Raw genomic sequence first — 12,968 nt, forward strand, 5'->3', positions numbered from 1 at the left:
ACTATAGACGAATAATCAAACAATTATATTACGTGCCCTAACGCCGACCACCGAGTAGTGAGCCCAGAATACCGCGCACAATTTGTCGCCCAAGGTTGCTGCCAATGGCGCGGGCGGCGCTTTTAGCAAATGCATCCACCGCAGAATCGCGTTTGGCACTGGTGCGCCCTGCTGGTTGTTGCGCGCGCGCCTGTTCTTTTTGTTGCTGCTCTTGAGCTTTTTGCTGTTGTTTAAAAATCCGCTCCTGCTCAACGCGTAACTGTTCCTGAATTTTTTGTTGCTGTTCCGATTGCGCTTGTTGTGCAACACGGGCTTTTAAAATTTCATAGGCGGATTCACGGTCAATCATTTGGTTGTAAATCGCTTTATAAGGTGAGCGCGCCATCACCTCGCTGCGCTCTTCATCATTCAATGGGCCAATGCGCGATGCAGGTGGCGCAACCATTACCCGCTCTACGGGTGTAGGCGAACCTTTTTCATCTAATACGGATACCAAGGCTTCACCTATGCCCAATTCGGTGATGACTACCTCGGTTGAAAATGCCGGATTCGCGCGAAAAGTTTGCGCGGCGATTTTTACCGCTTTTTGATCTTTAGGGGTATAGGCGCGCAGGGCGTGCTGAATGCGATTGCCCAATTGGCCGAGCACAGTATCGGGAATATCTGCCGGGCTTTGCGAGACAAAATAAATGCCTACACCTTTGGAGCGAATCAAACGCACGACTTGTTCGATTTTATCGACTAGTAATTTTGGCGCGCCGTCGAATAACAAATGTGCCTCATCAAAAAAGAACACCATTTTAGGTTTATCTGCATCACCCTGCTCGGGCAAGTTTTCAAATAATTCGGATATTAACCAGAGTAAAAAGATAGAGTAGAGTTTGGGCTGATTAATTAACGTGGTGGCATCCAGAATATTGATAACGCCTGTGCCTTCTAGCGTAATTTGCATCAGATGATTTAAATCCAGCGCAGGCTCACCAAAAAAATGTTCGGCGCCTTCCTGCTCCAGCATCATCAAGCGGCGCTGGATTGCGGCAATACTGGCTTCACTGATTCCGCCATATTCGTCTTCCAGATTTTTGCGTTCGTCCTTCATCCAGTTGAGCATGGCCTGCAGGTCTTTGAGATCCAGCATTAACATGCCTTGATCATCGGCAATTTTAAACGCAGCATAGAGCACACCGGTTTGGGTCTCGTTGAGATCAAAAAAATTCGCGAGCAGTAGTGGACCAAAATCGGAAATCGTAGCCCGCACCGGATGGCCTTTTTTTGCGTACAAATCCCAAAACACACAGGGAAACAAACGTTGCTGGTAATCGCTAATATTCATTAGCTGTACGCGCTCGTCCACCTTGGGGTGAGGTTTGCCCGCTTTGGCGAGACCGGACAAATCGCCTTTAATATCCGCCATAAACACTGGCACACCGGCTTTGGCAAAACCTTCGGCGAGCACCTGCAAACTCACGGTTTTACCGGTACCGGTTGCACCGGCAATCAAACCGTGGCGATTAGCCATGCGCAAATTTAATGCTACTGCTTGTGTGCCATTGCCGCCGATAAGAAATTGATTGCTCATCACAACTCCTGAAAAAAATATTTTATTGCTGCTGATTTTTGACCACTATTGCTGCTGAAACTCCGCATACACTTCAAGCGCAACTGTATCGCCAATTGCGGGAATTAAATAATCAACACCAAAGGTGGAACGATTAAATGTACTGGTAGCGGAAAAACCCAAGGTATAAAAACCGGTGAGCATATTATTAGCACCGCCGTTAAAGGTGACGGTTAAATCGATGGGCGCAGTAACTCCGTGCAGGCTTAGCTCACCAGAAAATACAGCAGAATTTTGATCGATTAGGTTGACGTTAGTGGTCTTGAAAAAAGCTTGCGGATATTTTTCTGCATCAAACCAACTGCTGCCACGCAAGGTTTCTTCCAGATCGGGATTATTAACATCGAGACTGGCAATATCGATAATTGCCGATAGTTTTGCGGCGGCAATATTTTTGGGATCAAATTCGAGAGTTGCATCGACCTTATTAAAACGCCCCACAAACGTAGATAAACCCATGTGATTGATTTTAAACAACACCGCAACATGGGTTTGATCGAGTTTGTAGGAACCTTTTTCTAATTGCACTATGCCGGTTTTTACTCTGGGTTGAATCAATGTGCCGCAACTTACCAAAAAAACACTGACAACCAACACGATTATTATTTTTAGCCAATGATTGGGCATAACAAATAACTCCTTCCGCTTAGGTTAAACCTGCCTTACATAGTCGCCGATGTCGCGTTGTGTTTAGCGTAGAACTGACGCAGCTGGTGCTTGGGGGTTTTGGTCAGTGTATGCATAAAACCAAACGACAATTCATTCACCGCATGCTGCTCGCGCAATTCGTTTAATAAACTCAACCACAAATGCGCGGTCACTTCGGCATCGGCCAAGGCGCGGTGATAAACCCCATCACTCGGCAAATTTTTATACTGTGCCAAAGTTGCCAATTGATGATTGGGTGCCTGCTGAAAAATACGGCGTGCGGCCAACAAACTGCACGCGATGCCCGCTGAAAACTGTTTTTTAATTCGCCGCAGCTCTGCACGTAAAAATCGCTCATCAAAACTGGCATTGTGCGCAACCAGATTGCGGCCAGCGATAAAATCATAAAAGTCGCCCATCACTTCTGCATTCTTGTGCGAGTCTTTTACCATCGCATTCGTAATACCAGTGAGATTTTCGATAAACACAGGAATGCGCATACCGGGATTCATCAACTGCTGAAAACGATCAGTGATCCTGCCGTTTTCAATCAACACTGCGCCAATCTCAATTGCGCGGTCGCCCAGATCGGGGGATAGCCCAGTGGTTTCAAAATCAAACACCACCAATTGATCGGCAGGCAAACGATGATAATCAATATTCATAAAACAACAGACCGTTTGAACAATAAAATTATGCACAATAAAAAAGGGATGCACTGCAGTCAGCGCATCCCTTTTTAGCTGCTAACAACTGGCAGCAACATGGGTTAATCCGGCAGAGTGATGTTCAACTCCAACACCGAACAGTTATCGGAGTTGTCGAGGTTGACGGTCACCTGATCCGAATCAATATTGATGTATTTGCGAATCACTGCAATGATTTCCTGCTGCATTTGCGGCAAAAAATCTGGCTGATTCAGATTGCGTTTGGTGCGCTCGTGCGCAACGATAATTTGCAGACGCTCCTTGGCAACCGATGCCGACGAGGGCGCGCGCTTCTTGCGCAGGTAGTCAAAAATACTCACGGCTTATACCCCCAGCAAACGCTTCAGAAAACTTTTCTTTTCCGCTTCCAGGAAGCGGTGCGGGATTTCTTTACCTAACAAACGATCAACTGCATCGTTATAGGCTTGGCCAGCAGCGGTGGTCTCATCCAGAATCACCGGAGTACCTTGGTTAGAGGCTTTTAATACCGCTTCTGATTCAGGAATTACACCGAGCAGTGGAATGGCCAAAATTTCTTCTACATCGTTCACACTCAGCATTTCGCCGGCTTCAACCCGCACAGGATTGTAACGCGTCAACAACAGATGCTCTTTAATGGGTTCGAGGTTTTGTTCAGCGCGACGGGATTTGCTTTGCAATATGCCGAGAATGCGATCTGAGTCGCGCACGGAAGATACTTCCGGGTTGGTTACAACAATGGCGATGTCAGCAAAGTACAAAGCCATTAATGCGCCCTGCTCAATACCCGCCGGCGAATCGCAGACTATGTATTCAAAATCTTTAGCTAACTCGTTGATGACCGCTTCCACACCGTCGCGGGTCAGCGCATCTTTATCGCGGGTTTGCGAGGCGGGCAATACATACAGACCTTCGGTACGTTTATCTTTAATCAGCGCTTGATTGAGAGTGGATTCACCTTTCACCACGTTGACAAAATCGTATACCACGCGGCGCTCGCAACCCATAATTAAATCGAGGTTACGCAGACCCACATCAAAATCGATCACCACAGTTTTATGGCCGCGCATAGCCAAACCGGTACTGATTGCTGCGCTGGAGGTGGTTTTTCCCACTCCGCCCTTACCTGATGTAACAACGATAATCTTGGCCAAGGTAGGCTCCTGTAAAATATTCAAAGTCTAAAAAATCAAGGCGTGGAAAAATTCATTATTTGATAAATGTTTAATCCACAGTGTTAATTGCTAACCAGTGCCTCAAGGATAACTTTTTCACCACTGAGTGATGCTTGCACCGGCTTTTTAAATAATTCTTTTGGTAGTGAATCTTGCAGCACAAAATTACCGGCAATTGAAATCAGCTCGGCTTCCATTTGCTGACAAAAAATTCGCGCGCTTTCATCGCCTTTGACACCGGCGAGTGCACGGCCGCGCAGTGTGCCGTAAATATGAATATGGCCATCAGCCAATACTTCTGCCCCTTCACTCACTTGCGCCAGCACAATCAAATCCGCACCTTCGGCGTAAATTTGTTGGCCAGAGCGCACCGGGCGGGTAATCACCTTGCTCTGGCGCTGTACCAAACGCTCTTCAATAACGGTTTCTACCACCGTTTCTACGACGCGTTCGATCACCGTTTCAACCTGCGGCGCGGCCTCTTGCTTGGGGAGTTTAAGCGCGCGTTCGCTGGGTGTTGGCAATACCGCCAAACCGGTTTTATTAACGGCTGCTAACAATACCTCAGGTACACCGCTAAAACCTAGTGGTTGTAAGTCCAGTTCGCGGCAAATGGCCAGCAAATCAGCAGGTTTTTTCAGGTTTTCGGGGTTTTCCAGGCGGTCCAGATTGATCAACACCGGTGAGTTGGTAAAGAACTGCGGCGCCTGCACAATTTTCTCTTTAAGTTCCGCTAACAAACTCTTGGGTTCATAGCGCACAATCGCCAGTACCACCACGGTAACAGCACTGCCTTTTAGCTGGAAATTCACATCGATCATGCGCGGCTCTCTGCTTGCTTGCATCATTACAAAAGTGCGCCATTATCGGGTCACTAGTTGATTAGTCAAGCGAGAGACTCTTTACAGTTCAGCTCGGGTTAAGCGCGCAGCTCTTATAAATGAACCAATGCTACCTATCCGCCCTCTTAAGGGCACACTACGGCACTCAAGTGAGAACCATCATGACTAGCCAGCTTCTGCAACGCCCCACAAAATTTGCGTTAATGATCAGTCTGCTAATGCCATTATTGGTGGGCTGTACAACAACCCAAGCGGTCAGCCAAACCAGCGACAGCACCACAGCCGCACAAGCGAGTTTTAGCGAGGCGCAGCTGGATTCACTGTTGGCACCCATCGCACTCTACCCGGACACCGTTTTATCCCACGTGCTAATCGCCTCCACCTACCCGTTAGAAGTAGTTGAAGCCGATCGCTGGGCGCGCAAAAACAGCCGTTTAAAAGGCGATCAAGCGGTCAATGCGGTCGACAATCAGGATTGGGACCCGAGCGTTAAAGCGCTGGTGGCCTTCCCCGATATTTTGCAGCGCATGAGTGAAGACCTGGATTGGACCCAGCAGCTGGGTGACGCCTTTCTCGCCAGTGAAGAGCGGGTGATGGATAGTATTCAGAAACTGCGCAACCGCGCTTATGCCTCTGGCAACCTCGATAAAGTCGAGCATGTGCGGGTGGTGCGCGAAGAAAAAATCATTGTAATTGAGCCTTCGGTCGAGCGCGTTGTGTATGTACCCGCTTACGATACCCGCGTGGTCTACGGCAACTGGTGGTGGGCAGATTATCCACCGGTGTATTGGCATTACCCCAGCAGCTATGTGTTTGTATCCGGCTTCTATTGGGGGCCGCGCGTTTATATCGGCCCGCGATTTTATTTCAGTGGCTGCCACTGGCATGATCGTCGGGTCGTTGTGATTGACCGCCATCACCATCACGGCCACCGCTTTTACGATAGCCGCAGCGTAGTGCGCCATGACGATGCCAGACACTGGCACCACAATCCAGTGCACAGACGCGGAGTTGCCTATCACGATAATGACACCCGCGAGCGCTTTCACAGCCCACGCGAAAGCTATCGCGACACCCAGCAGTATCGCGCCAATCTGCGTGACAACACCAACCTTCGAGACAACAACCTTCGTGACAACAATGGCAATCGCGGCGGCTACCTTGGAGAAAGAGGCAACAACCGTATCGCGCCCAATAGTGCACGCGATCAACGCCAAGGGCGCGATGATCCAGCTTTACAGCGCTTGGATCGCCGCCAAGCGGGGCAAATCACCATTAATAGCGCCAATGTCAGTAATGATAGAGCAGTGCAAAGTCCGCAGCCGCGCGCTGAACAATTGCGCGAGCGGATGAACTCGCGCAATGGGCGCGAGCTGGGCAATATGCAAAACCAGGAACAAAGCAATCGTACCGAGCGACAAGGCACAGATGTTCGTCAGGCAGAGCGCATTCAACGGGCAGATTCGCGCATCCAACAGGCGCAGCAACAAAGTCGCCTTGAACGCCCAACCATCGAACGTTTGGAGCGCGCACAATCGGTAGAGCGCGTGCAAGCTGAACCCCAAGAGCGCTACGAAACACCGCGAGTAGAACGGACGGAACGGGTAGAACGTGCTGAACGAGTAGAACGCAGCGAGCGACCACAGCGCATTGAGCGCACGGGTGGTGGCAATTACGAGCGCCAAAGTGGTGACCGTACGGAAATGCGTGGTGGCCGCGAACGCTAAACAAGGTAAATACTCTTGCGGCAATTCCCTCTAATAGCCTCAAACCAATAGTTGGTTTGAGGCTATAACTTTTTGGTACTACTCAGACAGCATCCCAGCCTGTGCTTTAAGTGCACAAGCTTTTATACTATTGCAATATTCTTGCGCCACACTTACCCACCAACCTCCGTACTGAGTCCATTCTTGTTTATGCAGAAAATCGCACCCCTAACCCGATTTATGGCCGTTCTCCTCTTGGTCAGCGGCTTGTTTGCCTGTAGCAGTAACAAAATAGTTCGTCAGGCAGATGCCTGGCCGAGCGATATGCCCTCCCGCGCGTACTTTGTCAAAATGTACGAAGCCGATGAGACCAACAAAAAAATCCAGACCCAGGAGGAATACCTGACCTGGATTGTACGTTTTTACAGCGGCTGGGAATTGTATCGTCGCGGCTGGATAAAAATGACCAATGAGTTGGTATCGCAGGTCCAAGATCCAAATCAAGTAACAGAAATTCGCCACAAAATTAATCGTATCGGGCGCTTGGTATCGGGTGAGTGGGCAAAGAAATCGGATACGCGCACTATTTATTTACGTCACGTTTCTATCTGGGGCAATGCGCTATTGGAGTCGCTCGATCGCAATGAAGCCCTGCCTTTGATTAACCGTGTTAATCAGGATGTAGACGACTTGCTCGCACACCGGATCAAGGCCGATGTCATCACCGCTGAGCGTTACTTTCCTGCGGATGAAGACGATCCATTTTTATAAATAATCTGGTCCGCGCCCCAAAAAAATCCCCAGTACTTTGAGCTGAACTTAGCAGCACATAGCGCCGGGGATTTTTTTATGCAGCTATATAATTTATGAAGCCAATACCTTGAGCGCAATTTCCGAACCGGGCAAAGCATCTTGTGCGATTAATAAAATCATCCCCAAAAACAGCGCAACCACCACCAGATACCACAACACAGAAAACCAAATGCCGTAGGTTTTAAGCGGCGTAATATCTTCAGCCAACCCCACACGCCAACCGGCCACAATATCCACCACGCCCAGCACAATAAAAAAGGTGATGAAATACAAGCCTAATTTCCAGGCCACCACAAAACACAAAGCGGAGATAATCAGCAGTGCAATCAGCGCCAAATAATTGCGCCCGGAAAATACCAGCGATTTCACTACGCGCCCGCCATCTAAGGGATACACCGGAATTAAATTAAATAAATTTAATAGCGCGCTAGTTGATGCCACTAAACCGGCAAAATGACTTTCGGTGATGAGATACACTATATAAAACGCAACGGTCATGATCAAACCGTACACCGGCCCCATCATAGAGATATACACATCCTGCCAGCGGGTTTTAGGCATATCGCCCACCGCAAGACCACCGACAAAGGGAATCAAATACATGCCCTTGGTGGGCAGACCAAATGTTTTCATCGCGCGCAAATGGCCATACTCGTGAAATACCAATACGCCAATTAATGCCAGCGCAAATTCCAAGGTAAACATCACACTGTAAACCGCCACCGAAGCAGCAAGCAGTGCAACCTTAACCACCTGCACCGCTTTCAATAATTTAAACGCAACCAAACCAAGCGATAACCAGGAATTGGTTTTTGCTGGCTTGCCTGCAGGCGCAGCCAGAGTGTCAGCGGTCGCCATTGTTTCATCGCGATGAAACTCTTGCCCGGCAAGCGCGACTGGTGATGCTGCCTCCAGCACTCGCTCACCATTAACCCACAACTCATAATTCACATCTGCCGCGCGCAGATTGAGCACATAGATCAGTTTTACTTCACCCAAACTCTCTACGCTAAAACCATGTTCACTGGTAATACTAAAGTTGCGCTGTTGCGATACCACCACACCATCGACAGTGACAATTTCCTCACCAGTTGCCGGAGTTGCATCGACACTGAACACACGGTTGGCATAATCAAACGAAAATAACTGCATAAATAACGGCTCTACATTGATACAAAAAACAAAAACCTGCGGGCGCAGGGGTTTTACTGGCCTTAACCCACCCTTGCTAATAAACTGTGCGCTATTGATGCAACCGTCTTATCTGCATATAACCGCGAGAACAAGTTACCTATGTTACACATTGGCCGACAAAACCGCTTAACCATCGTCAAACACACTGATTTCGGCATTTTTCTCGATGGCGGCAAGTTTGGCAACATATTACTACCCAAGCGTTACGTGACCGCTGATATGAAAATTGGCGGCATTCTGGATGTATTTATCTACCTGGATTCCGACGATTGTATTATCGCCACCACCCTCACCCCCAAAGCTATGGTTGGTGAATGCGCCTTTCTCGAAGTGAAAGAAGTGAACAACGTCGGCGCATTTCTCGATTGGGGTTTGCCAAAAGATTTGCTGGTGCCCTTTGGCGAGCAACACAAACCCATGGAAGCAGGCCGCTCTTACGTGGTGTGTATTTATCAAGATGAATACACGGGCCGCATTACCGCCTCATCGCGCTTAAGCCGCCACCTTGAAGAGCGTGCAGATGGCTTGCGCGCAAAACAAGCCGTAGATTTAATCATTTGTGGCCGTAGCGATATGGGTTACAAAGCGGTGATTAATCACACCCATTTAGGGTTGATCTTCCGCGACGAAGCCTTCCGCACCTTGCTCTACGGCGAAAAAGTAAAAGGCTATATCAAAAGCATTCGCCCCGACCGCAAAATCGATTTGAGTTTGCAAGCACAAGCGCGCGACAGCAAAGAAGATTTGGCGGAAAAAATTCTCGCCGATTTGCAACGCCAAGGCGGCACCTCGTTTGTAACCGACAAAAGCGAACCTGAATTAATTTACAAAATATTTAATGTGAGCAAAGGCAATTACAAAAATGCGCTGAGCCTGCTCTACAAGCAGCGTAAAATTTTGATTGAAAAAGATAAAATCACATTGGTTGAGCAGGGGCAATAAAATGACAACAGCTGAACAAACCATACGTTGGGGCATTATCGGCGTAGGCGATGTGTGTGAACTTAAAAGCGGGCCGGGTTTTTATAAAGCAGAAAACTCCCAACTGATTGCAGTAATGCGCCGCAATGGCGAAAAAGCGAAAGATTTTGCTGCACGGCACAATGTAGATCTATGGTACGACAATGCCGAAGCGCTGCTCGCCAACCCAGACATCAATGCCATTTATATCGCCACCCCACCCGCGCAACATAAAGAGTATGCAATCGCCGCGTTAAATGCGGGGAAAAATGTGTACATCGAAAAACCCGTCACCCTTAACGCCGCAGAATGCGATGCAATTATCGCTGCGGAAAAAGCCAGCGGTAAAAAAGTCAGCGTTGCGCATTATCGCCGCTATGTGCCCTGCTTTATGAAACTAGCGGAACTCATTCGCAACGGTGCCATCGGCGAGCCATTAATGGTGCGGCTGGATATGCTGCAACCGGCTAAATCCACAATCATTACCGAAACCGAAGACAATTGGCGAGTAAACCCGGCACTATCCGGCGGCGGCCTATTTCACGACTTATCTCCGCACCAACTTGACCTGATGATTTATTGGTTTGGTACAGTTGTTCAAGCAAGCGGCTTCGGTTACAACCAATGTCAGTTTAATACCGCCGATGACTGTGTACTGGGCTGGGCAAAATTTGATACGGGCGTGGTATTACAAGGCCGCTGGCATTACGCGGTTGCGCCAGAGCAAACCCGCGATCTGTGCGAAATTATCGGCACTGCCGGAAAATTAACGATTAACTTTTTTGGCCAGCAAGTAATTCGCTTAACCAATGCCGATGGCGAACAAGAAATTATCATCCCCAACCCGCAACATATTCAGCAGCCGATGATTGAACAGGTAAATAATTATTTCCGCGGGGAGCGAGATAATCCTTGCAGCGTAACTGAAGCAAAAGCGGTGATGGAATTGATTGATGGTTTTAGCAAGCCTATTTAACCCACTAGATTTAGTTGCACAAATAGGGGATAGCGGTCAATTAAATCGTCGTCACTCCCGTTTGCGGGAGTCCAGATTTAAACATTAAAACCTATGGATCCCCGCACGCGGGGATGACGCTCTGACACTACACGCCGCTGAACTAATTGGTATTAAATAAATGGGGAAACAATTTTTGTTTTTCTTCTGCCGTTAAACCTTCCACGCGTGTTTTATTCACTTCTGGAATTTCTTCCACATCCGCAAAATACTCCAGCGCTTTTTCCAAACTGGCTTCGCGAATAATGTGCAGAATGGGATAAGGGGCGCGGTTAGTGAGATTTTCTGCATCATCCGGTTCGGCGTGGGCAAAACAATAGTGCGGGTGAAAGGTGGCGAGCTGATAAACGCCAACCCAGCGATTGCGCTTTAGTAGCTGCTGAGTCCAATTTAAAAACTGGTTGTAGTCAAAAAAATCCTGCAGGTGATTGGGCACAATTACCAAAGTGGTTTCAATCTCGTTTGCGGGTTTTTCGTCGAGCAATTCCATTTCTTGTTGCAGGTCTTGTAGTAGCAATTCGTCGTCAGTGGCGTGGCTAACAAAAAAGCGCACACGATTTTCGCGGGTTGGTTTGCCGGAAAACGGGCAGAGGTTTAACCCTATCACCACCTCGTTTAACCAGCGGGCGACATCGGCCACTATTTTTTCATCGAGGATTTTTGCATCAAGATCCTGCGCACTCATGCAATCAGACTCCGGCTTTTTTCTGTTGCAATAACAAACCTATGCCCTCGATAAAATCCAGCACTAGTTCATCGTCGCAGGCTTTGTACTGTTCATGGCCAGCTTTGCGAAATAGCGCTGCCAAATCTGATTTGGTCAGTTCAATCGTCACCAATTTCAGTGCATCGCGCAGATCCTGCTCATGCAGAACAAACGCAACTCGCAATTTTTTCAGCACATCGTTATTAGAAATTTTGGCATGCTTTTCGATCACCTCAACTTCAGCATCGGCTTTTTTACCGCGTTGCTGCTCAATCAAATTATTCAGAAAAACAATCAGGATATAGTCCGGCATGGCGGCAAAACCGGGTTGATAATCTGTCTTGAGCAAATTGGCGACGTCTTTATCGCTCAGGTCGATATCTGCGCGGGCAAACAAGGTTTGAATTTGTGCCGTATCCAATTGCAAGGATTGCGTCAGTTTGCGAAAAATATCGTTGGTTCTCATAGGGTGGCTCTTTGATGAAAGCAAATAATTGAGGCATTCTACCGCAAAGCCCGCGCCGCCTGAGAGTGAATCCATGCATCCGTTTACTGAAATCAATCCGTTTGCGCCTGAGCTGGTCGCCGCGCGCAAACGCGCCAAACAACTCTGCCAGCAATTAAATGCCCTGCGCGCCGATCAAACCAAAGCGCGCAAACCGTTTTATCAGCAACTTTTTGCGCAAGTAACACGCGCCTATATTGAGCCAAATTTCTTTTGCGATTACGGCAGCAATATTTATTTGGGCGAAGAATTTTATGCAAACCACAATTGTGTGATTCTGGATGCCGCCGAGGTGCACATTGGCGACCGGGTGATGTTAGGGCCGAATGTGCAAATTTATAGCACCAGCCATCCACTCGATCCGGCTGAACGAGCCAGCGGCAAAGAGTGCTGCGCGGCGATTGCGATTGGCGATGATTGCTGGATTGGCGGCGGCGCGATCATTTTGGCGGGCGTCAGCATCGGCGCAGGCACAGTGATCGGCGCAGGCAGTGTGGTGACTAAAGATATCCCAGCCGGTGTAGTGGCGGCTGGCAATCCCTGCAGAATCATTAAAACCATCCACCAAACGACCAGTTAGATCACCCGACACTCCCTGAAAATAAGCTGAATATGCGTATTTTACTTGCCGGATTGGCTCATTTTTTCTATGGTGTCCGGCTGTGCCTGCGATTTGGGCTTCATTTTTGCAGAAACAGACGACAAATCTGGTCAAAATAAGGCCACCCCAAACCACAGAATGTGCCTGCTGGTGACCAAGTCACTGCTCCTCTAAACAGAATAAGGGCACATTTTTCACGACATGAGAGGAAGTATCACTATGCAACCTACCTTGTTCGAGCAAGCGCTCGACCTATTAGTATTTGGCATGGGCACAGTATTTGTGTTCCTTGCGATTTTGGTAATTGCAATCAACCTGATGTCGCGCTTTGTCGGAACTTTTTTCCCTGAAGCTATAGTGCCCGAGGCCACTCGAGCGCCAGCCAAGCCGGTTACCGGCGAATTAGATAACACTACCCTCGCTGTAATCCAAGCGGCTATTCGTCAACATCGCGACCGCCAAAATAGTAACAACTAGCCGCGCGCCTAATTCTGGAGTT

The 12,968-nt window shown here is 48.4% G+C and carries 15 protein-coding genes; 6 read left to right on the plus strand and 9 right to left on the minus strand.

The features are described from left to right. Nucleotides 1-37: 37 nt before the first annotated feature. The 6 genes from AWU77_RS17755 to minC form a co-directional block, all read right to left on the minus strand. On the minus strand, nt 38-1,579 hold the full coding sequence (locus AWU77_RS17755) for a helicase HerA-like domain-containing protein (protein ID WP_062066539.1): 1,542 nt from the start codon (nt 1,577-1,579) through the stop codon (nt 38-40). 45 nt (nt 1,580-1,624) lie between these two features. Next, on the minus strand, nt 1,625-2,245 hold the full coding sequence (locus AWU77_RS17760) for a YceI family protein (RefSeq protein WP_062066542.1): 621 nt from the start codon (nt 2,243-2,245) through the stop codon (nt 1,625-1,627). Between the two features lie 35 nt (nt 2,246-2,280). Next, nucleotides 2,281-2,931, minus strand: coding sequence for a PolC-type DNA polymerase III (locus tag AWU77_RS17765; RefSeq protein ID WP_062066932.1), 651 nt, complete (start codon nt 2,929-2,931; stop codon nt 2,281-2,283). A 104-nt stretch (nt 2,932-3,035) separates the two neighbouring features. Further along, on the minus strand, nt 3,036-3,293 hold the full coding sequence (minE, locus tag AWU77_RS17770) for a cell division topological specificity factor MinE (protein WP_062066546.1): 258 nt from the start codon (nt 3,291-3,293) through the stop codon (nt 3,036-3,038). A gap of 3 nt (nt 3,294-3,296) precedes the next feature. After that, a complete protein-coding gene (gene minD, locus AWU77_RS17775; RefSeq protein ID WP_062066549.1) occupies nt 3,297-4,106 on the minus strand; it encodes a septum site-determining protein MinD in 810 nt (269 codons plus the stop codon). Between the two features lie 83 nt (nt 4,107-4,189). Then, nucleotides 4,190-4,975 (minus strand): septum site-determining protein MinC, encoded by a 786-nt coding sequence (minC, locus tag AWU77_RS17780; RefSeq protein WP_238582519.1) that lies wholly within the window; start codon nt 4,973-4,975, stop codon nt 4,190-4,192. A gap of 155 nt (nt 4,976-5,130) precedes the next feature. Between minC and AWU77_RS17785 the strand changes: the two genes are divergently transcribed. Continuing rightward, nucleotides 5,131-6,696, plus strand: a complete 1,566-nt coding sequence (locus tag AWU77_RS17785) for a DUF3300 domain-containing protein (RefSeq protein ID WP_062066552.1) — start codon at nt 5,131-5,133, stop codon at nt 6,694-6,696. Nucleotides 6,697-6,915: 219 nt separating this feature from the next. Beyond that, complete coding sequence (locus tag AWU77_RS17790) at nt 6,916-7,446, plus strand: hypothetical protein (protein WP_238582520.1); 531 nt, start codon at nt 6,916-6,918, stop codon at nt 7,444-7,446. A 93-nt stretch (nt 7,447-7,539) separates the two neighbouring features. On the opposite strand, the gene AWU77_RS17795 is transcribed toward AWU77_RS17790, so the two are convergent. Beyond that, a complete protein-coding gene (locus tag AWU77_RS17795; protein ID WP_062066558.1) occupies nt 7,540-8,640 on the minus strand; it encodes a site-2 protease family protein in 1,101 nt (366 codons plus the stop codon). Between the two features lie 141 nt (nt 8,641-8,781). On the opposite strand from AWU77_RS17795, the gene AWU77_RS17800 reads away from it, so the two are divergent. Continuing rightward, the gene (locus AWU77_RS17800; RefSeq protein WP_062066561.1) at nt 8,782-9,624 is read left to right on the plus strand and encodes a S1 RNA-binding domain-containing protein; all 843 of its coding nucleotides are present in this window, start codon (nt 8,782-8,784) and stop codon (nt 9,622-9,624) included. 1 nt (nt 9,625) lies between these two features. Then, the gene (locus AWU77_RS17805) at nt 9,626-10,618 is read left to right on the plus strand and encodes a Gfo/Idh/MocA family protein (protein WP_062066564.1); all 993 of its coding nucleotides are present in this window, start codon (nt 9,626-9,628) and stop codon (nt 10,616-10,618) included. Between the two features lie 142 nt (nt 10,619-10,760). Here the strand turns inward: AWU77_RS17805 and AWU77_RS17810 are convergent, their stop codons facing one another. Both AWU77_RS17810 and AWU77_RS17815 read right to left on the minus strand, forming a co-directional pair. Then, nucleotides 10,761-11,342, minus strand: coding sequence for a DUF1415 domain-containing protein (locus AWU77_RS17810; RefSeq protein ID WP_062066566.1), 582 nt, complete (start codon nt 11,340-11,342; stop codon nt 10,761-10,763). Between the two features lie 4 nt (nt 11,343-11,346). Then, on the minus strand, nt 11,347-11,829 hold the full coding sequence (locus tag AWU77_RS17815; RefSeq protein ID WP_062066938.1) for a DUF1456 family protein: 483 nt from the start codon (nt 11,827-11,829) through the stop codon (nt 11,347-11,349). Between the two features lie 73 nt (nt 11,830-11,902). Between AWU77_RS17815 and AWU77_RS17820 the strand changes: the two genes are divergently transcribed. Further along, nucleotides 11,903-12,448, plus strand: a complete 546-nt coding sequence (locus tag AWU77_RS17820; protein ID WP_062066569.1) for a sugar O-acetyltransferase — start codon at nt 11,903-11,905, stop codon at nt 12,446-12,448. A 240-nt stretch (nt 12,449-12,688) separates the two neighbouring features. Then, on the plus strand, nt 12,689-12,946 hold the full coding sequence (locus AWU77_RS17825) for an OadG family protein (protein ID WP_062066572.1): 258 nt from the start codon (nt 12,689-12,691) through the stop codon (nt 12,944-12,946). Nucleotides 12,947-12,968: the final 22 nt, after the last annotated feature.

This window comes from Cellvibrio sp. OA-2007, assembly GCF_000953825.1.
Lineage (GTDB): Bacteria > Pseudomonadota > Gammaproteobacteria > Pseudomonadales > Cellvibrionaceae > Cellvibrio.